Raw genomic sequence first — 21289 nt, 5'->3', positions numbered from 1 at the left:
AAGTTCGCAAATTGCGAACTTTTTTAGTGGGTGCTTTATTGAGAAGCCTTGGCTAAAGCATCTTCCATACGTAGACGATCTCTTGTTAATATTGGCTTTAAATATTTACCTGTAAATGAGCCGCTGACTTCAACGACTTCTTCTGGCGTACCTGTCGCCACAATCGTACCACCTTTGTCGCCACCTTCAGGCCCTAGATCGATAATGTAGTCTGCTGTTTTGATGACATCTAAATTATGTTCGATGACTAGCACTGAATCGCCATTTTCTACAAGGCGCTGTAAAACAACGAGTAAACGTGCAATATCATGCGCATGTAAGCCTGTTGTCGGCTCATCTAAAATATAGAATGATTTACCTGTTGAACGACGGTGTAATTCAGAGGCTAATTTTACACGCTGAGCCTCACCACCAGATAACGTTGTGGCAGGTTGTCCTAATTTCATATAACCTAATCCTACATCCACGATTGTTTGTAGCTTACGCTGGATTTTCGGAATATTTTCGAAGAATACGACTGCGTTTTCAATCGTCATATCTAAAATATCTGCAATGCTCTTATCTTTATATTTCACTTCAAGTGTTTCACGGTTATAACGCTTTCCATGACAAACTTCACATGGCACATAAACATCTGGAAGGAAATGCATTTCAATTTTTATAATACCGTCACCACGACAAGCCTCACAGCGACCTCCCTTAACGTTGAAGCTAAATCTACCTTTTTTATAGCCACGTACTTTTGCTTCGTTTGTTGTTGCAAAAACATCTCGAATATCATCAAAAACGCCTGTATACGTAGCAGGATTTGAGCGAGGTGTACGACCGATTGGTGATTGGTCAATATCTATAACCTTTTCGAGTTCATCAATCCCCGTTACCTCTTTATGTTCGCCGGGCTTCACCTTTGAACGATTTAGCTTTTGAGCTAAGGACTTATATAAAATTTCATTAATAAGCGTTGATTTACCTGAACCTGAAACTCCAGTTACAGCAACGAATAAGCCAAGTGGCACATCCACTTTCACATTTTGAAGATTATTTTCTTTGGCACCTTTAATCGATAATTTACGTCCATTCGGTTTACGGCGCTCAATTGGCAGTGGAATAAACTTCTTACCGCTTAAATATTGCCCCGTCAAAGACTCTTCATTTTCCATTACTTCCTGAGGTGTTCCTGCCGCTACAATTTGACCGCCATGCACACCTGCACCAGGACCAACATCAATAAGATAATCCGCCGCCAGCATTGTATCTTCATCGTGCTCGACAACAATAAGCGTATTGCCAATATCACGCATATTTTGCAATGTGCTAATAAGTCGATCATTATCACGTTGGTGCAAGCCGATTGATGGCTCATCTAAAATATAGAGAACACCCGTTAAGCGCGAGCCGATTTGCGTTGCAAGGCGAATTCGTTGAGCTTCTCCCCCTGAAAGTGTTCCTGCCGCTCGACTTAATGTTAAATAATCTAGCCCTACATTGACAAGGAAGCCAAGGCGCTCTTCAATTTCACGTAAAACAAGTCGAGCAATTTTCATATCCTTTTCTGATAAATCCAGCTCTTTGAAAAATGTATCAGCTTCCTGAATCGAATACTGTGTCACTTCACCAATATGCTTATCTGCTAGCTTTACAGCTAATGTTTCAGGCTTTAAGCGATACCCTTTACAAGATGGACATGCTTGCTGGGCCATATATTTTTCCATTTGTTCACGCACGTAATCAGACGTTGTCTCCTTAAAGCGGCGCTCCACATTACGGACAACACCTTCGAATTCAATCATTTGATCTCGCACATTGCCAAACTCATTTTCATAATGGAAATGGATTTTATCTTTACCAGAACCATATAAAATTTTATCCATCTTTTCTTTCGGTAGATCCTTTACAGGTACGTCCATCGGGATATCATAATGATCGCACACAGCCTTTAATAACTGAGGATAATATTGAGAGCTTGTCGGTTCCCACGGTGCTAAAGCATGCTCTAATAAACTTCGATCCCAATCGGGTACTACTAATTCAAGATCAACCTCTTGTGTCGAGCCTAAACCATCACAGCTTGGACAAGCTCCGAATGGACTGTTAAATGAAAACATACGAGGCTCTAGCTCACCGATTGAAAAACCACATAATGGGCAAGCATGATGCTCACTAAATAATAATTCCTCATGTTCCATCACATCGACAAGTACTCGCCCATCTGCCAAACGTAATGCTGTCTCTAAGGAATCACTAAGACGTGCCGCGACGCCTTCCTTCATCACAACACGATCGATGACTACTTCTATTGAATGTTTTTTATTTTTATCAAGTTCAATCGAATCATCTAAATCACGTAGCTCACCGTCGATACGTACACGAACAAAGCCTTGCTTTTTTAAATCTTCCAGTAGCTTTACATGTGTTCCCTTACGCCCTGCTACCATTGGAGCAAGCAACTGCATTTTCGTTCTTTCTGGATAAGTTAATAAACGATCGACCATTTGCTCAATCGTTTGAGAGGTAATTTCTATACCGTGATTTGGACAAATAGGCTTACCAATACGTGCATATAGCAAACGTAAATAATCATAGATTTCCGTTACTGTCCCAACTGTCGAACGTGGGTTACGGCTCGTCGTTTTTTGATCGATTGAAATAGCAGGAGATAATCCCTCTATCGCATCGACGTCTGGTTTATCCATTTGACCAAGGAATTGACGGGCATAGGCTGAAAGGGATTCTACATAACGACGTTGTCCCTCGGCATAAATCGTATCGAACGCTAATGATGATTTCCCTGAGCCCGATAAACCTGTTAGCACGACTAATTGATCGCGTGGAATTGTGACATTAATATTTTTTAAATTATGTGCTCGTGCGCCCTGCACGACTATTTCAGTATTTTTCACAAGCCGTTCACCCTTCTAATTTCAATTCAAATATTGTATCGCGCAACTCAGCAGCACGTTCGAAATCGAGTGCTTTTGCTGCTTCTTTCATTTCTAATTCTAGCGTAGCAAGTAACTGCTCTTTTTCCGCCTTCGTCAGCTTCTTACCTTTTGTAGCCTTCGCTACATAAGTCTCTTCTTCCTCTGCCACCTGTGTCGCACGAATAACATCAGGAATTTTCTTCACAATCGTTTTCGGTGTAATACCATGCTCCTCGTTATACGCCATTTGCAATGCTCGACGACGTTTCGTTTCCTCAATCGCCTTTTTCATCGAATCCGTCATATTATTTGCATACATAATGACATGACCATTAGCATTACGCGCGGCACGTCCAATCGTTTGAATTAATGAACGCTCTGAACGTAAAAACCCTTCCTTGTCAGCATCTAAAATTGCCACAAGAGAAACTTCAGGAATATCTAGCCCTTCTCGCAATAAGTTAATGCCGATTAGAACATCATAAGTACCTTTTCGCAGCTCACGAATAATTTCAATTCGCTCTAGCGTCTTAATCTCTGAATGCAAGTACTCCACCTTTAAGCCCATCTCTTTCAAATAAGCTGATAAATCCTCTGACATTTTTTTCGTCAACGTTGTAACGAGCACTCGTTCATCACGAGCAATACGACCTTGAATCTCATCGATTAAATCATCAATTTGCCCTTCAATAGGACGTACGTCAATTTGTGGATCAAGCAGCCCAGTTGGACGAATAATTTGCTGCACCATTTCCGGCGTATGCTCAAGCTCGTACGGACCAGGTGTCGCCGATACATAAATAGCTTGATGTATATGTTTCTCATATTCTTCAAAACGTAAAGGGCGGTTATCTAGTGCTGATGGCAAACGGAAGCCATGCTCAACTAGCACACCTTTACGTGCTTGGTCACCGTTATACATCCCTCGAACTTGTGGCAAAGTAACGTGACTTTCATCGACAACAAGTAAAAAATCATCAGGGAAATAGTCAAGTAGTGTATATGGCGTCGCCCCCGCTTCACGCAATGTTAAATGACGCGAGTAGTTTTCAATCCCCGAGCAAAAGCCCATTTCACGCATCATTTCTAAATCATAACGAGTGCGTTGCTCTAAACGCTGCGCCTCCAATAATCTATCCTCTGAACGCAAAAGAGCTAAACGCTCCTCCAACTCTTTTTCAATATTATCAATAGCTTTTAGCATTTTTTCTTCTCGTGTAACGAAGTGGGACGCTGGGAAAATAGCAACATGATCACGCTCTGCTAGTATTTCTCCAGTTAACGCATCCACCTCTCGAATTCGATCAATCTCATCCCCGAAAAATTCCACGCGGATACAATGTTCATCACGGGATGCAGGGAAAATTTCCACTACATCACCACGTACCCGAAACGTCCCACGTGTAAAACTCACATCATTACGCTCATACTGTACATCGACCAATTTTCGAAGCAACTGATTACGTTCAATTTCCATTCCCGTACGCACTGATACGACCAGTTCACGATATTCTTCTGGAGAACCTAGACCATAAATACAGGACACGGATGCAATAATAATTACATCATCGCGCTCGAATAATGAAGATGTCGCAGAGTGACGCAACTTATCAATTTCATCATTAATGCTTGAATCTTTCTCGATATAAGTATCCGTCTGCGGTACATAAGCCTCTGGCTGAAAGTAATCATAGTAGCTAACAAAGTATTCAACTGCATTATCAGGGAAGAACTCTTTAAACTCACTATATAATTGACCCGCTAGTGTTTTATTGTGTGCCATAATAAGTGTCGGTTTTTTTACTTCTTTAATGACATTAGAAATCGTAAACGTTTTTCCCGTTCCTGTTGCCCCAAGCAACGTTTGATGACGCTTACCTTCACGTACACCCTCCACTAATTCCGCAATTGCCTGTGGCTGATCCCCATTAGGCGTATATGGCGCTTGTAAATCAAATGTTTGCACACATGTCCCCGTCCTTTCCTTCCAATTTGTACATATATTTTAGCATAGCGTTATTAAAATTTCGAACATTTAACGAACGAATGTTTGTAAATATTTTTCCGTTTGCTCTATTTGCGATGAATTTAACAGAACGTATGTACTATAATAATTAATCGGAACCTCTCTATCAATAGATTACCCTTTCCAAATGTTAGCTAATCGAGATAGGGCGATGTAAAAACATGATCTTAGCAGGAAATTCACTGTTTGGTGACGAATTGCTCGTCGGGTTTAGGTTTATTAAAAGGTTATATAAAAGGAGCCTAGTAGTTTTGATTGGGTGTGATCAGCTTGATTGGAAAATTATATTTTTAAAGTAAGTAAATAATTTGACATACTAAAAAGTAGAGAAAGTAAGTTTGCCTCACTTTCTCTACTTTTTTATTTTTGTGAATTAATAGGGAGTGTAACCTCCAGCTCAGGAATATATTGAATCTTCGGGTCACCATTTTCATTCATTTGATATACCCACATTTCTTTTTCATCAAAGAGATGTATATACGGCTTAAGGGTTATTGTTTTGGGAATAGATTCAAATGGTTGGAATCTACGATCAGAAATATGAATGTTTCCATTTGTAGCATTCCAACCATCTCCGCCAATCAATTTAAGTTTATGGCCTTGATCATCAAAAATATCTACACCCATCGTTAGTAAAGGTAGCGTAAAAATTGAGTTGTCAGTTAAAACGACTCGTGTAGTTAATCCTGTCGTTATTGGTGTAAATTCGACTTTTTCAACACTAAAATGAATATTTTTGTATTCTCGACTTACATTAGGTTGTAAAGTCAGATAGTTTTCGATTTTATTCACAGGAATATCAATTTTGAAAGGATCCTGTATACCAGCTATTGTAGCCGATACTGTTAAATCAAACTGCTCTGGGAAAGGACTTCCTCCCTGATTTCTCAGATCAGAAAGCTCAATAATAGCAGAATCATTATCTTTACCTGGTTTCATAACAATTCCAATAGATTTAACAGGAGCATCATTAATGAGCAATTCGATATTATTGATACGTTCCATTAACGTTTCTTTCTCATCTTCTTTATGAGGGCGTTCAATAGCTATTGAAACGCGTGTACCGTCATACACTACTTCTGATACATTTAATGTAAAATCATCATGAGTAGCACTTGTATTAAGTTTCGTTGAGAGCCCTTTCTCATCAGCAGTTTGCAGGCCAAGATCACCAGCGAGTTTGAAAATAGAAGAAAGCACGGGAACTTGTTTGATCGTTGCAGCCAAAGTTGGTGAAACTAAACTAGAAATAAATATAAGACTAAAAATCATTGCTGCAGAGGCCGTAATCATCATTACTTTTTGACGCTTGTTCTTAGAAGTTCTAAAGCTTTCTGGCTGCTTTGTATAACGAGTACTTTCGAATTTGTTCATTGTACGATTAACTAAATCAACTTCCATTGGGGTTTCTCGGATTAATCTTTCTAACTGATCTAATTCTTTATCCTCCTGTTTTGAACGAGTGTTCATAACTTTCCCCTCCTAACTTATTCTTTTTCAACAATTTTTTACGTAATCGTTCATATTTTTTTCGAACAGTAGTTGGCTTAAGTTCCATAATAGAAGCAATTTCGTCGAAGCTATATTCCTCTATTGACCGAAGTAGCAGAATCCTTCTTTCGTCCATATGTAACTGTTCTAATAACTCATGAATGATATCGTCATATTGAAATCCTTGTTCATGAGTGTGCTTGTACGCATGATCTTTCTTAAAACTTGTCCAAAATTTAAAACCTTTATTTTTCTTTTTTATTAAATCAATACAGTGATGATGAGCAATCTTATAAAGCCATGCTGAGAAAGAAACAGTATAAGAAAAATGACTAATATTCTCTAATCCCTTTATAAAAATATCTTGTGAAGCATCCTCAGCTTCTTCTTTATTTCCTAAAAGATAGTAGCAGTAAATATAGATTGGCTTTTGAAAACAACGAATTATTTCTGTATAGGCATGAATATCGCCTGTTTGAACTTGTTCCACGATAGATTTTATATCTAAATCGGCTTTTTCCTTGGAGTTATTCAGTACAGTCAAATTCTCCCCTCCTTTCTAACCTATATAACTGAAATTAATAGGGATTTGTGACACTATAAAAAAACTTTTTGGGGAAAAGAAAAAAAGAGTGACACAACTTGGGACGCTTTACTTCTTTAACGGTGTATAGAATCCTGGCAAAATGAATGCCTTCTTTTCTTCAGTCGATTCTTCTACTTGCTCTACACTCCTAACGAATTCAAGGTATTCACTCATCAATCTTGCAAATAAAATCACAAAAAAATCCCACCCTCCAATATCAGAGAGCGGGCTCGTCATATTATTCAGTTGTATCTTGGTGTAAAGCTACTAGTTCGGTTGCGTATAGATGAAATGCGTTTTCATCTTTGTCATCGAGTGCTCTATCTATCAGAACCATGAGCTGCTCTTCACGATGCTTACGCTGGATATGATTTAAAAATAAATCTAAATAAATCTCGTTTAATAATTTCTCTGCCTCATCAACTTTCTTTGTCTGACCAACGGCTTTTAGAAAATCTGTATACGAATAATATTTATCCAACGATCTCACCTCGATCCTTTTCTAAATTATAAGAAAATTGAAATTAAAATGCAATGCTTTAGAACTGAAAATCACTTCGATTTACTATTAATCTCGTGCTATTTTAAGCAATTTTTCTAAGCAATTGCTTGAAATAGCACGAACTTCCTTCTTTTATCTATATTTTCTGAATTTATTTTTGTGTTATACACTTCAAGAAGAAATAGAAAAGGAGGCTTACATAGATGTCAGCAAACTACGTCAATGGATATTTACTTTCTTTTAACACCTATTTACTTCAGCCAGTTCAGTACGACTCTAAAATTTTCACTCGGGTAATCGATAAGCATAATGAACTTATTGTTACACGGAGGCCAATGCATATATTACGGAAATCTTGTATTTCACTAGGTACAACCTATGAAGCAGCGAAGCATTCCGCTAAACGCTTCTTCGGCAATCAACATAAGCTTCCAATCGTTGTTGCTTACGATTATGGTTATCCGTGTATTTTTCTACCAATCTATTCGCCAAACTCTGTCCACAACATCTGGATTGGACTTCACGCCATTTCGAATATTGTACCGAGTAAAACGGGCTGTATCGTCACACTGAAAAACGATAAACAAATTGAATTACCCATTCAATATGCTTCGATTAGCAAGCAATTTGTCAATGCATCAATGTTATATAAGCATTACATGAATGAACGCAAGCAGATTAGTCAGGACACCCCGAATCACCCACCTTTTTAAAGCAATGAATTTCGCTTTGGTGTAATTGTAGTGAAAATAAAAACCCCTCAAAAGCACAATGTTACTGTGCCTCTGAGGGGACTTCATTACCCGATTTTCGAACGTAAGTATGCGTTAATGAATGGATCTAAATCGCCATCCATCACCGCTCCTACATTACCTGTTTCTTCATTTGTACGATGATCCTTCACCATTGAGTAAGGATGGAATACGTATGAACGAATTTGTGAACCCCAGCCGATTTCCTTCTGTTCACCACGGATTTCATCTAGCTGCGCTTGCTGCTTTTCAATCTCTAATTGATAAAGCTTCCCTTTTAACATCGTCATAGCTTTTTCACGGTTTTTAATTTGTGAACGTTCTGCCTGACATTGTACGACAGTACCAGTAGGAGTATGCGTAATACGAACAGCTGAATCTGTCGTATTAATATGCTGACCACCTGCTCCTGTTGCACGATACGTATCAATTTTTAAATCCTCTGTGCGAATATCAATTTCAATATTATCATCGAATTCAGGCATAACATCGCAAGAAACGAATGATGTATGACGACGACCCGAAGAGTCAAACGGTGAAATACGTACTAAACGGTGAACACCTTTTTCTGCTTGTAAATAGCCGTAAGCATTATGACCTTTAATGGACAATGTTACAGATTTAATACCTGCTTCATCTCCAGGAAGATAATCAACTGTTTCCACTTTAAAGCCACGTTTCTCAGCCCAGCGTGTGTACATACGAAGTAGCATTGAGCCCCAATCCTGAGATTCCGTACCACCTGCTCCTGGGTGCAGCTCTAAAATTGCATTGTTTTGATCATAAGGGCCGCTTAATAGTAATTGCAGCTCAAAATCGCCCATTTTTTGCTGGAATTCTACTAATTCATTGCCTAGCTCCTCCTGCAATTCTTCATCAGGCTCTTCTTGCAATAGCTCTAGCGTCATATCTAGGTTCTCGTGTGTTTCCACTAAATCTTTATATTCATTAACAATTGCCTTTAAGCCATTGCTCTCATTAATGATTACCTGTGCACCTTGCTGGTCATCCCAGAAACCTGGCTCAAGCATCATTTCATCTAATTCCTGCATGCGTGCCTCTTTGTTTTCTAAGTCAAAGAGACCCCCTAAAGTCCGCCAATTTTTTGGCTGAAGTGTCTAACGCGTTACGTACATCTGCTAATTCAATCATTGTTAAATCCTCCGAACGTTTTTAATGGGGCTGGTTTTAAAAGCTTAAAAACAGGTTAAGAAATGAATTTAAAATACTTCTCCCTCATTTCTTTCAAGCCCCGTATCACTTCATTATAACGTTTTTACGAAGGAAAACATACTTTTTTACAACACTGTTTTGTTTCTATCTTTATCATCGTCAAAGATAACGTTGTTCGTCATTCGCGGGAATACTCTGCCTTGATCATATTGAACTAATAGCTTTGTTCGTTTTTCCAGTTTATATTTTAGTAAATACGCTCTTTGAATTCTGTATTCAAATGATCTGAAACTTAGATCCACAGTAATTTCATAGCCGTTCATAAAAATTACTTTTGTATTCTTTTTATCCATAGCTTGATAGTCTAGGATATGATGGACAGCAAACCATTGACATTCAGGTCTTATATAAGACTTACTTGGAAACCATACAATATTACTTCGTTCATGAACAACTATTGGATTTTTATTCAACTTTCCTAGTATCATTCTCGATCCATCGAGAGCCCCTCTTAAACTTGAACCAAAATATCGTAGATTATAATCCATTAATTTTGTCGGCGCTAATTTTGAAATATATTCGTTATCCCTTTCAATTACGCGTGTGCACAAGTTTCCCAAGGCATCATACTCCGGCTTATACAGCATCGTTTCGCTACTCATAATGTCATCATACTGCATTGTTAACCCTCCTTTATTTTTTTAGAAATATATTGGTATACCCCAATGCATTTCCTCGAGAAGGTCTTCCGCGGACTGCTGTTCTCGAGGATTTTTTATCTCCACATATCAATCACCTCCTCTATCATTTATCACAACTTTCAGACTATAAACTTATATTCATAATAAATCAGAAAAAAGTTATAAACATTACCCTTTTCATTGAACTATTTACCTATTGTTGTAGTATTATGTACCTTTTTCTGAATTTTTCGATATTTAATTGCATTAAATTGTGAAAATATCCTAAACATAGAAAAAAGACCATTTTAACTTTCGTTAAAATGGTCTTTTCCGTCATTATAATGTTATTGACCTGCACCATGGCAGTTTTTAAATTTCTTACCGCTTCCACATGGACATAAATCATTACGCCCAACATTTTCAGCCTTACGGACAGGTTGCTTTTTCGGAGCTGAACCGCCATCCTCTTTCGGATTAACAGCTTGACCTTTTGCAACTTCCTCACGCTCTAAATTATTATGGATCTCTGCCTTCATCGCATATTTTGCTACATCTTCGCGAATGGAAGCAACCATATCCTCAAACATAGCAAAGCCTTCTTGTTGATACTCACGAAGAGGGTCATTTTGACCATATGCACGAAGGTGGATACCTTGACGTAGCTGATCCATAGCATCAATATGATCAATCCACTTCGTATCAATTGAACGTAATAAGATAACTTTTTCAAATTCACGCATACGCTCTGATGTAAGCTGTTCTTCTTTTTCATCATAACGTGCTTGGACAGTGTTCGAAATTAGCTGGTTAATCTCTTCTACAGATTTACCTTGGAAATCTTCCATCTTCAGAACGCCTTCATCCAATAGGTTTGCAGCGACAAAGTCATCAATCGCTTTTAAGTTCCAATCCTTCTGCTCACCTTGCGTATATACTGCGACAATGTCATCGATTGTTTCTTGAATCATCGACTCAACAAGCACGCGCATATTTTCTGTTTCTAATACGTCGTAACGCTCTTGATAAATAATCTCACGTTGCTGACGTAACACATCATCATATTGTAATAAACGTTTACGAGAATCGAAGTTATTACCTTCAACACGTTTCTGAGCTGATTCTACCGCTCTTGAAACAACTTTTGATTGAAGTGGCTGTGAATCATCCATCCCTAATTTCATCATCATGGATTTCATATTATCAGAGCCAAAACGACGCATTAATTCATCTTCTAATGACAGATAGAATTGAGTAACCCCTGGATTCCCTTGACGTCCAGAACGACCACGTAGCTGATTATCGATACGACGAGATTCATGACGCTCCGTACCAATTACCGCTAGACCGCCAATCTCCATTACACCTTCTCCAGGCTTAATGTCTGTACCACGCCCAGCCATGTTCGTAGCGATCGTTACGGCACCCTTCGTACCAGCATTCGCAATAATTTCTGCTTCACGCTCATGGTTCTTCGCGTTTAAAACGTTATGTGGGATTTTATGTTTATTCAACAAATCCGAAATAATTTCAGATGTTTCAATAGCAACAGTACCGACAAGAACTGGTTGTCCAGCTTTATGGCGCTCTGCAATATCTGCCGCCACCGCTTTATATTTTCCTTCCATAGAAGCAAAAATTAAGTCAGGACGGTCATCACGAGCAATCGGCTTATTCGTTGGAATCGCCACAACACTCATATTATAAATATTACGGAATTCCTCTTCCTCTGTTTTCGCTGTACCTGTCATACCTGAAAGCTTTTGATACATACGGAAATAGTTTTGGAATGTAATTGTCGCCATCGTCATCGATTCATTTTGAATCTCTACGCCCTCTTTGGCCTCGATTGCCTGATGCAGCCCATCTGAGTAGCGACGACCTTTCATTAAACGCCCCGTAAAGCCGTCAACAATAATAATTTCGCCCTCTTGTACAACATAATCAATATCATTATGCATACTTACATGAGCCTTTAACGATTGGTTAATCGCATGGTTTAAACGTACATGCGTTAAATCAAATAGGTTATCAATGCCAAATGCTTTCTCTGCCTTTTCAACACCAGCATCTGTCAACGTAACACCCTTTGTCGACTCTTCATATGTGTAATCCGTTTCCGCACTTAACATACGAACAAACGCATTAGATTGTTTATAAAGCTGCGCCGATTTCCCAGCTTGACCCGAAATAATTAATGGCGTACGCGCTTCATCAATTAAAATTGAGTCAACCTCATCGATTACCGCAAAATGTAGCGGACGTTGTACACGTTCTTCTTTATAAAGCACCATATTATCACGTAAATAGTCAAAGCCTAACTCATTGTTCGTACTATACGTAATATCAGCTTCATAAGCAGCACGTTTTTCTTCTTTTGACAGGCTGTTCAAATTTAAACCAACCGTTAAGCCTAAGAAATTATACAGATGTCCCATTTCCTCAGCATCACGACCCGCTAAATATTCATTGACCGTCACAACATGTACGCCTTTACCAGTAATGGCATTTAAGTAAACAGCCATCGTAGCCGTTAACGTTTTACCTTCACCCGTTTTCATTTCCGCAATATTACCTTCATCTAATGCCGCAGCACCCATAATTTGCACACGGAATGGGTACATCTCTAACACACGCTTTGATGCTTCACGACAAACCGCAAAAGCTTCCGCACGAATCGACTCTAAAGGCTCTCCGTCGGCAAAGCGTTTTTTAAATTCTTCTGTTTTCGCTTGTAATTGATCATCTGAAAGCTGTTCCATTTGAGAAGCGAATCCCTCAACCTGGTCAGCGATTTTTTCTAATTTTTTTAGTTCACGTTTATTGAAATCAAATAATTTATTTAATAGGTTTACCATGAATTTTTTCACTTCCTATATAGTCTCAACTTTCATTTTACCATTGTATAACAGATTCATGCAAACAGAGTCCCCAGTCTAATAAGCAAGCTCATAAAAAAGGCTCCCGCTTTGGCGAGAGCCCTTGGACATATTTAAGGTTAAGTTGTTTCAATTAAGCCGTATTTACCGTCTTTACGTTTATAGACAATATTTGTGCCGTTTGATTCCGCATCTGTAAAGATATAGAAATCATGCCCTAACATATTCATTTGTAAAACAGCTTCTTCTTGATCCATCGGTTTTAAATCAAATTGCTTTGTACGAACAATTGAGTATTCGTCTTCCTCTGTCACTGCATCAGCGGCTGCTTGAGAAGTAGCAAAATAAAGGCCTGTACCTTCTCGCTCACGGAATTTACGGTTTACCTTCGTTTTATGCTTACGGATTTGACGTTCTAATTTATCAACGATCAAATCAATCGCAGCATACATATCTGTATGACGCTCTTCTGCACGAAGAGTTAAGTTCTTCATCGGAATTGTAACTTCCACTTTAGTTTGCTTGTCATTATAAACCTTTAAATTTACGTTAGCGTTGGCGTTAACATCTTCGTTAAAATAACGTTCAACTTTCTCGACTTTGTTCTCAACATATTCTCGAATAGCTGGAGTTACCTCAATATTTTCACCACGAATGTTAAAGTTTAACATGTAAACTCCTCCTTTATAACTGCTATACTTTATATTTCTACACAAGTGTGCGAAATTCCTCTAAAATAATTCTTTTTTTCAAAAAAAATTTTTTTCCTGCATGAGCAGTATCAGTAAAAGCAACGAAGCTAGGTGATTGATGAACAAATTCCCTCACTGATGTATGTTTCACTTTATGAATGAATATTATTTAGTTTTGCCTCATCCGCTTCTTTTCTTCGGCGCAACTTCAATTCCTCGACAATCAAATCTTCAACCGATTCTTGATTATTGAAATTCACACCATACTGCTTACCAGTACCAAAAGGACGGCTCCAAATGACTTCTCCATAAGCTCGTACCTCTCTCGTATCCAGAATAAAGCGTAAATCCAAAGGACGAGGATTAACACCTAAATCCACCTCAGTAAACATCTTTAAACCGCGAGGACTAATATCAAGCAAATCAGCCATTGCCGTTTGCGCTTGATTGACTCTACCATTCTCGTATATTGCGAAAGTCATTTTAACAGGCTCCTCGAATTTAAATCGAAAGCCTTCTTGGCGCTTAAATATCATTTTCCCACCTCGATACTATTCTAAACATCTATTTAGCTTGATTATGGCACGGTGCATGTTTTACATCCAGAGGGAATAAGTAACATATTTTACTGAGTAAAGACCTATTTTATTACTAATAAAACGTTCCGCTTTTGTATGATTCTGTAAATGCCGTGTCTCGCTTTTCTCGAAAAGAAAAGAGACCATCATGAATTGATGGCCTCTAATGTTGTCTAAATTTGTCCAGCGTTTCCCTGACCGAATTGCTGCTGTCGATTAATGCGAATAACTTCCTTCCATGTATCACGGAATTCCGTTACTAATCCCTCAACTTCTTCAATAATAGCAATTTCATTTTTAATGTTTGCCTCGACTAAGCGGCGATTTATATATTCATAAAGAGCTAACATATTTTTTGACATCTCGATATCCATATTCAATGTTGCCATCAACTCGCTAATAATCGCCTGAGCCTTTTGAAGATTCGTATTTTTTTCTTGGATATTTTTTTCTTGAATAGCGTGTTTTGCTTTATGAAGGAACTTTAAACAACCATTATAAAGCATTAACGTCAATTCACCAGGGGAAGCAGTGGTAACACTATTTTGTTTGTACGCATTTTGTGCTGTTAAATTTGCTGCCAATAAAGGACAACTCCTTTGAAAGGTTACTTATTTACTAGTTTAAACCATTTTGTAAAGAAAAGCTAATTGCTCAATTACTCCTCGACGGAAATACATCTGGATTGTGAATTGTGTGATCACAATTCACTCCTTTTAAAATCAATGACATCTGCCGAGCTTTATCTTCCATTTAGCTGGCGGTGTCCGCCACGCTGAATAAAGATACAATATTAATTCTTTTTGTCATAATACATACCATCCATCACTCGAACATTTGAGTATGGATCGAAGTATTGCCCTTCACTTTTCTTTGTTTTTTGTAGGTTTGCCATATCCTGCTTTACAGCGCCCATGACAGCTGCCAATCGTTCTTTGATCCCATTATCTAATTCAAGTAACGTTCGATGAATACGATTCTGTTCGTCGAATTGAAAGCCTTCTTGAACCAAATCTTCAATTATTTTTCCACGCTTGTCTAACATCCTATTGATATTATCAATATATTCATCGCGCTCTTCACCTTTTGGAATGTCGCCCAAAAGTTTAAATAAATTAGCTGACACTTGCAATAGTTGTTCTATTAGTTGCATATCAATCTCCTACCTTGCCTCTAATTTAGAAGCCTCCTCCAGAACCTTGCATGAACATACCAGATTGCTGGTTTGCTTTATTGATTGCTGTCTCCATAGCTGTAAATTGTTTCCAATAACGTTGTTCTACACTTACTAAGCGTTGTTGCATTCTATCAATACGAGTATCTAGGTCAATCATACTTTTACCTATATTGTATTGGTGATCTGTCATTGTTGAACGGCCAGCTTTATTCTCAATTTTCAATTTGAAGTCGTCAATTGAATCTCTTAAACGTTGTGCAATTCCACGTGAATCAACAGTTTTTGATTGTCCAGTAACAGGATCAATGATAGTATCTTTTGCCTTTCCCGTCTGCGTAAATATTTGCGCTACTTGATCTGGATTTTTTTCTAATGCCGCACGTAATTTAGTCTCATTAATTTCTAATGTACCACCATCACTAACTTTAGAGGACGTTGTTATCCCAATTTCTGATAACGAGTCAATTGTACTATCGCTTAATCCACCTATTGCTCCCGTAAAGTTCATACGCATTTTAGATAAACCATCTCTTAAAATTTGATCATTTCTTAATAAACCGCTCCTTGCTTTCTCTTCCCATAACTTAATTTCACTTTCAGACATTTTTTCCCTTTGCTCACTTGTTAACGGAGCATAGTCACGATATTTAGTTTCTTTTAAAGAGCCATTTAAATCGTTTACTAGACCATTGTAAGTAGTTACAAACTCCTTAATTTTCGTCATCATAGAATCAATGTCATTGGAAGCTGACACTGAAACGCCTTGTGTAGCAGGGTTGTAATCAGTATTAAATGTACCATTCAGCTTAATAGAATAACCTTGGATATTTATTGTGTTGGATTGACTTTCCATTTCCAAATCATTAATTTTATATTTAGCATTTGTTCCTTTTCCAGATAAGTTAACCGTTGCTTCTCCTGATGGGGGACTACTAACAAATCCAAGTTTATTGAATAGCTCAAAGCCGGAATTATCAATGCTTTCAGATTGATCTTCATTCACCGTTTTCACACTTTTCAATTGAATATCAGCATCTACATTCTCATTATTTGTTCCAGTATTATTAGCTGAAATAGACATTTGTCCATTAGAAAATAATGCTGTTACTCCTGCCCCAGATGCATTAATTCGTTTGATAAGAGAATCAACTGTATCTGTTGCTTTAAATTCAATAATAGTATCTTTCATTTTGCCATCAGCTTGAACAGCACTTATTTTAAATTTCCCATCATTTAATAGACCTAAATGTTGTAGTGAGGTACTTGATGTAGGTGTCTCTGAAGTTCCACCATGTGTAGCAATCTCTACTTGAGAAAAAGCTTTTGAGGAAGCACCTACAGTTTGTGCTACACCAAGTTTACCTAAGTCTGTTTGATTTCCATCATCAAATTGTAGCGTTTTCCCATCTTTTGCTTTGATATTTAATTTACCTGTTTTTGTATCAAATGAAGCATCTAAGCCCTCTGCGTTTAAATCCTTTACTAAATCTCCTATAGTCTTGTTAGGATCAATACTTACCGTTTTAGGTGATTCACCACCGATAGAGAAGGTTAAACTAGATCCGTTAATACCCAACTCGCCTAAAGTGGTAGACGATTTAGCTAATATTTCTTTAGTTCCATCATTTGGATCTTTTATTTTAATTTCAGATGAAGTATAAGATGTTGAAAAACCTAACTGGTCTCTCAAAAATGCAGCACTATCTGCATCTGCTACCTCTACTTTTTTACCTTCAAAAGAACCTAGTGAAAATTTCCCTGTTTTTTCATCATAACTTGCTTTCTCGAAACCAGCATCTTTTAATTGTTGTACTAATCCTGAGACAGTAGTTGTGGAATCAATATTTATGTTTTGATTTACACCATCAATTGTAAAATTAACTGTAGTCGGCACAGAAAGATTGCTATCAATACTTGCTAGTCTATCTGTTCCTACCGCATTTCTATAAGTTGTCTGTTCTGCTGTTTTGGCACCTGTTGTTGCCGCAGTAGCAAGTGATTGAACTCCTTGAATATTTAAAGAACTTGAAGCACCTGAACCAGCAGTAATGGATACTTTATCTGCATTAGCACCAGATATTGTAGTAGATTTTTTTACAAAGTTACTAGACATTATAAAATTATCAAACATATATTTACTAAATGTATCTATTTTTGTGTTTACACTTCGATAAGCATCTCGTTGCCATTCATATTTTGTTTTTTGCTGCTGTAATTTGTATAAAGGTGCGCGTTCTGCCGACATAAGTTTTGCTACGATACTATCTATATCCATCCCTGAGGCTAATCCGCCAATTCTTGAAACCATATTTACATCCTCCTAAATTCACTTAAATTTTTTCGTCTACTATCATTCCCACCATTTTCTGCATTTCATAGAAAGCATCTAATAATTTTTTGGGTGGAATTTCCTTTACTACTTCTTCGGTATCACGATTTACAATCGTTACATAATAACGTTCCAAACCCTCGTGATAAATAAATTTCGAAGAACTGTTATTGATTTCTAAAAATTCATTTACAACATCAACTACCTGTTGCAGTTTATTTTTTGAAACTTCTTGTTCTTCCCCGGTAGAAGTTGCTTTTTCTTCTAATGGTTTAGAGATTGTTTCCATTGAAACATTAGGCGTCATATTTTCCTGCACATTCATTGCTTTTGTATTGATTGGTTCAGTAGTCATGTCAACTGACTGTCCTTGCGATGCAATACGCATATAATTCAACCTCCTAAACTTTTCATTTCTTAACATTATTATCGGAAGGATTTTCTATTGTTTCACGTTTTTTGACAAACAATCAGCTAGAGCCTTGTTGAAAATAAAAAAAGCCTCCTGAATTTTTGCTGGAAATTAATTCAAGAGGTTAAAATTTTATAAAAAAATTATTTAATTATTTTACGCATAAAATCTTCAATGTTAGCTAGAGTTTCATCTGCCTCTGCTTTATTGTCTTTTTTTACGCTTATATAAACTTTACATTTTGGTTCTGTCCCCGAAGGTCGAACACAAATCCATGATCCATCATCCAGAATATACTTTAATACATCTGTTGGAGGTAATGATAATGTCTGCTTTTCCTCATTAGCCAAGTATATAAAACCACTTTTATAATCCTCTACTTCTCTAACTTTGATACCAGCCATCTCAGTTAACTTACTATTCCTTAAATACTCCATAATATGGGTTATGAGTTTTTGTCCTTCTACCCCATCATATGTAAAAGATAGTAATTTTTCTTGATAGTACCCATACTGTTTATAAAGTGAATTTAGTACACCTAATAGTGTTAAATCATGTTCAGCGTAATAGGCAGCCATTTCCGCAGTTAAAAGGGCAATTTGTACTGCGTCTTTATCTCTAACAAAGCTTCCTGCTAGATATCCATAGCTTTCTTCATATCCAAATAAAAATGAATACTCACCTGTTGATTCAAATTCAGCAATTTTCTCTGCTATAAATTTAAATCCTGTAAGAGTGTTAATAGTTTTGATATTAAAACTTTCAGCAATAGCTGTTCCTAACTCCGATGTCACAATTGTTTTTAACATGACACCATTTCTCGGTAAAGAACCTTCAAGCTTCCTTTTAGTAAGTATATAATTTAATAATAGGGCTCCAAGCTGGTTACCTGTTAATAATTGATATTCATCCTTAATAGAAATTGCTACACCTAAGCGGTCTGCATCAGGGTCTGTCGCAAGAATTAATTCCGCTCCAACTTTCTTACCAAGTGCTATCCCTATTTCAAAAGCGGGTGCTTCTTCAGGATTTGGATAATTTACTGTTGGGAAATCACCATCTTGAATAGCTTGTTCATTTACAATATAGACATTTGTAAAACCTGCCTCTGTTAAAGCACGCTTTGTTGGCACAAGACCTGTACCATGCAAAGGAGTAAAGACTATGTTTATATCCTTTTTACCATTAGCATGAACAAGTGTTTTTAGAGCTGCATTATACGCATCATCCAATTTTTCTAGCATCTCAATGCAATAACCCGATGTAAATAATTCATCTTTTGTGAGGGAATGAATTTTAAAAATATCTTCTACACTTTTCATATGTTCAGAGACTTCATCGGCAAATTGAGGTGTTAACTGTGCTCCATCTTGTCCATATACTTTAAAACCATTGTATTCTTTAGGATTATGACTTGCTGTAATAACTACACCGGCATAAGCCGCTAAATATCGAATAGCAAAACTTAATTCAGGAGTTGGTCTACTTTCACTAAAAACATAGGTTTGTATACCATGCGCAGCCAAAACTCCTGCTGTTTCATAAGCAAACTCCTGTGAAAAATGTCGTGTATCATACGCAATAACGACGCCACTTTTTTTCGCCGCTTCTCCCTGACATTCAATTTGACGAGCTAATCCTTCAGCTACTAGACGAATGGTATGAATATTGATACGATTTGTGCCAGCTCCTAGTTTTCCCCTCATTCCTCCTGTACCGAAAGGAACTAATTGATAGAAATGATCTTCAATCGCTTGTTTATTATCAGCAATTTCTAGCAGTTCATCTTGATACATACTATTTGCTTTTCGTCGCCATAACTCATAAAACTCTTTATGCACGAACCTTCACCACATCTTCCTTTAACAACTCTAACATTTTCTTTTTATATGCTTCTACACCAGGCTGATCAAATGGATTCACCTCAAGTAAGTTAGCACTAATAACACATGCTTTCATAAAGAACATCATCAAATATCCAACATGATATGCATCTAATTTTGGCAATTCTATACGAATAACAGGGACGCCACCTTCTTCATGTGCGAGGGCTACCCCGTCTTTTGATGTTGCATTTATATCATTCATAGATCTACCTGCTAAATAATTCAGACCATCTATATTTTCAGCAGCAAAAGGGATTTCAATATCTTCTTCGATATTATCAAAGTGAATAAGTGTTTCAAACATTATGCGACTTCCCTCTTGAATAAACTGCCCAATAGCGTGTAAATCTGTCGAATAGTTCACAGTTGAAGGATACAATCCTTTGTTCTCTTTACCTTCACTTTCTCCAAATAACTGCTTCCACCATTCATGTAATTTATTGAGTCTCGGCTCAAACGAAGCAAGTAATTCAACGGAGTAACCCTGTTTATATAATGCATAACGATTATACGCATAATCGACAGCGCTGTTCGAATCACTAGAAAAATCTAATTCTGCTTGTCTTCCACCACGTACAAATGCTTCTATATCAATACCAGCAACAGCTATTGGTAGTAAACCTACTGGCGTAAAAACTGAATAACGTCCTCCTACTTCAGTCGGAACGATAAATTGACGATATCCTTCTTCAAGAGTTATTTTCCTTAAAATTCCTTTTTCCGAATCAGTTGTAACAATTATTCTTTTACGCGTCTCCTTACTATATCGTCGCTCCATATATTTTTTCACAACTCGAAAGGCAAGGGCTGGCTCCATCGTTGAACCAGACTTTGAAATAACATTGACATAAACATCCTTCGTATCTAAATAAGACAATAGCTGCTTTAAATAGGCACCACTCATATTATTTCCAGCATATAAAATTTCGACACTGTTATTAGTTTGGAAATAAGGAGTTAGCGCATCAATCACCGCACGTGCACCAAGAAAAGAACCACCGACACCAATAACTAGAAAAATTTGTGCTTTTGAATTTATCTGGTTTGCAACATTTTGAATCGTAAAAAGCTCTTGCATAGTAACAGGATTATAATGCTGCATGCTTGGATTTTCTGAGATTTTCATTTTAGGAAGATCAGTTAGTGACTTAAAATTAATCATGTCGTCAACTCCTGTTAAAACAGCTCACTCTTATTAGAGCAAG

18 protein-coding genes are annotated in these 21289 nt (G+C 37.3%); 1 reads left to right on the top strand and 17 read right to left on the bottom strand.

The window, feature by feature from the left end:
- Positions 1–35 precede the first annotated feature (35 nt).
- The 6 genes from uvrA to B1B04_RS01290 form a co-directional block, all read right to left on the bottom strand.
- On the bottom strand, positions 36–2900 hold the full coding sequence (gene uvrA, locus B1B04_RS01310) for an excinuclease ABC subunit UvrA (RefSeq protein ID WP_079559531.1): 2865 nt from the start codon (positions 2898–2900) through the stop codon (positions 36–38).
- 7 nt (positions 2901–2907) lie between these two features.
- Complete coding sequence (gene uvrB / locus B1B04_RS01305; protein ID WP_079559530.1) at positions 2908–4887, bottom strand: excinuclease ABC subunit UvrB; 1980 nt, start codon at positions 4885–4887, stop codon at positions 2908–2910.
- A 420-nt stretch (positions 4888–5307) separates the two neighbouring features.
- On the bottom strand, positions 5308–6417 hold the full coding sequence (locus tag B1B04_RS01300) for a DUF4179 domain-containing protein (protein WP_079559529.1): 1110 nt from the start codon (positions 6415–6417) through the stop codon (positions 5308–5310).
- Entirely contained in the window at positions 6389–6982 is a 594-nt protein-coding gene (locus B1B04_RS01295; RefSeq protein WP_079559528.1) for an RNA polymerase sigma factor, read from the bottom strand. The genes B1B04_RS01300 and B1B04_RS01295 overlap by 29 nt, the downstream gene beginning before the upstream one ends.
- Positions 6983–7090: 108 nt before the next feature.
- A complete protein-coding gene (locus B1B04_RS26330) occupies positions 7091–7219 on the bottom strand; it encodes a hypothetical protein (protein ID WP_276207734.1) in 129 nt (42 codons plus the stop codon).
- 43 nt (positions 7220–7262) lie between these two features.
- A complete protein-coding gene (locus B1B04_RS01290) occupies positions 7263–7505 on the bottom strand; it encodes an IDEAL domain-containing protein (protein ID WP_079559527.1) in 243 nt (80 codons plus the stop codon).
- A 224-nt stretch (positions 7506–7729) separates the two neighbouring features.
- On the opposite strand from B1B04_RS01290, the gene B1B04_RS01285 reads away from it, so the two are divergent.
- Complete coding sequence (locus B1B04_RS01285; protein WP_079559526.1) at positions 7730–8239, top strand: competence protein ComK; 510 nt, start codon at positions 7730–7732, stop codon at positions 8237–8239.
- An 86-nt stretch (positions 8240–8325) separates the two neighbouring features.
- Here B1B04_RS01285 and prfB read toward each other — a convergent pair.
- The 11 genes from prfB to B1B04_RS01230 all read right to left on the bottom strand — a co-directional run bounded on the left by prfB (position 8326) and on the right by B1B04_RS01230 (position 21246).
- Positions 8326–9430, bottom strand: a protein-coding gene (prfB, locus tag B1B04_RS01280; RefSeq protein ID WP_427413545.1) for a peptide chain release factor 2 whose coding sequence is annotated in 2 segments (ribosomal slippage) — positions 8326–9354 and positions 9356–9430 — 1104 coding nt in all. Because the reading frame shifts where the segments join, the coding sequence is not laid out codon by codon here.
- 146 nt (positions 9431–9576) lie between these two features.
- A complete protein-coding gene (locus tag B1B04_RS01275) occupies positions 9577–10131 on the bottom strand; it encodes a competence protein ComK (protein WP_079559524.1) in 555 nt (184 codons plus the stop codon).
- A gap of 347 nt (positions 10132–10478) precedes the next feature.
- Positions 10479–12989, bottom strand: coding sequence for a preprotein translocase subunit SecA (gene secA, locus B1B04_RS01270; RefSeq protein ID WP_079559523.1), 2511 nt, complete (start codon positions 12987–12989; stop codon positions 10479–10481).
- Between the two features lie 140 nt (positions 12990–13129).
- Positions 13130–13681 (bottom strand): ribosome hibernation-promoting factor, HPF/YfiA family, encoded by a 552-nt coding sequence (hpf, locus tag B1B04_RS01265; RefSeq protein WP_079559522.1) that lies wholly within the window; start codon positions 13679–13681, stop codon positions 13130–13132.
- 173 nt (positions 13682–13854) lie between these two features.
- Complete coding sequence (locus tag B1B04_RS01260) at positions 13855–14238, bottom strand: PilZ domain-containing protein (RefSeq protein WP_079559521.1); 384 nt, start codon at positions 14236–14238, stop codon at positions 13855–13857.
- Positions 14239–14453: 215 nt separating this feature from the next.
- Positions 14454–14864 carry a flagellar export chaperone FliS gene (gene fliS / locus B1B04_RS01255; protein WP_079559520.1) on the bottom strand — a complete coding sequence of 137 codons (411 nt, stop codon included), beginning with the start codon at positions 14862–14864 and terminating at the stop codon, positions 14454–14456.
- Positions 14865–15073: 209 nt separating this feature from the next.
- A complete protein-coding gene (fliT, locus tag B1B04_RS01250; RefSeq protein ID WP_079559519.1) occupies positions 15074–15433 on the bottom strand; it encodes a flagellar protein FliT in 360 nt (119 codons plus the stop codon).
- 25 nt (positions 15434–15458) lie between these two features.
- The gene (gene fliD, locus B1B04_RS01245) at positions 15459–17765 is read right to left on the bottom strand and encodes a flagellar filament capping protein FliD (protein WP_079559518.1); all 2307 of its coding nucleotides are present in this window, start codon (positions 17763–17765) and stop codon (positions 15459–15461) included.
- A 22-nt stretch (positions 17766–17787) separates the two neighbouring features.
- Positions 17788–18075 carry a flagellar protein FlaG gene (locus B1B04_RS01240; protein ID WP_481817166.1) on the bottom strand — a complete coding sequence of 96 codons (288 nt, stop codon included), beginning with the start codon at positions 18073–18075 and terminating at the stop codon, positions 17788–17790.
- Between the two features lie 266 nt (positions 18076–18341).
- Positions 18342–19994, bottom strand: a complete 1653-nt coding sequence (locus B1B04_RS01235) for a phospho-sugar mutase (RefSeq protein WP_079559808.1) — start codon at positions 19992–19994, stop codon at positions 18342–18344.
- A 37-nt stretch (positions 19995–20031) separates the two neighbouring features.
- Positions 20032–21246, bottom strand: a complete 1215-nt coding sequence (locus B1B04_RS01230) for a glucose-6-phosphate isomerase (RefSeq protein ID WP_079559516.1) — start codon at positions 21244–21246, stop codon at positions 20032–20034.
- Between the last annotated feature and the right edge of the window lie 43 nt (positions 21247–21289).

Source organism: Lysinibacillus sp. KCTC 33748 (assembly GCF_002237755.1).
Classification (GTDB): domain Bacteria; phylum Bacillota; class Bacilli; order Bacillales_A; family Planococcaceae; genus Lysinibacillus.
Note: the sequence above shows the minus strand (reverse complement) of the source record. Positions and strands in the feature narration are given on the sequence as shown.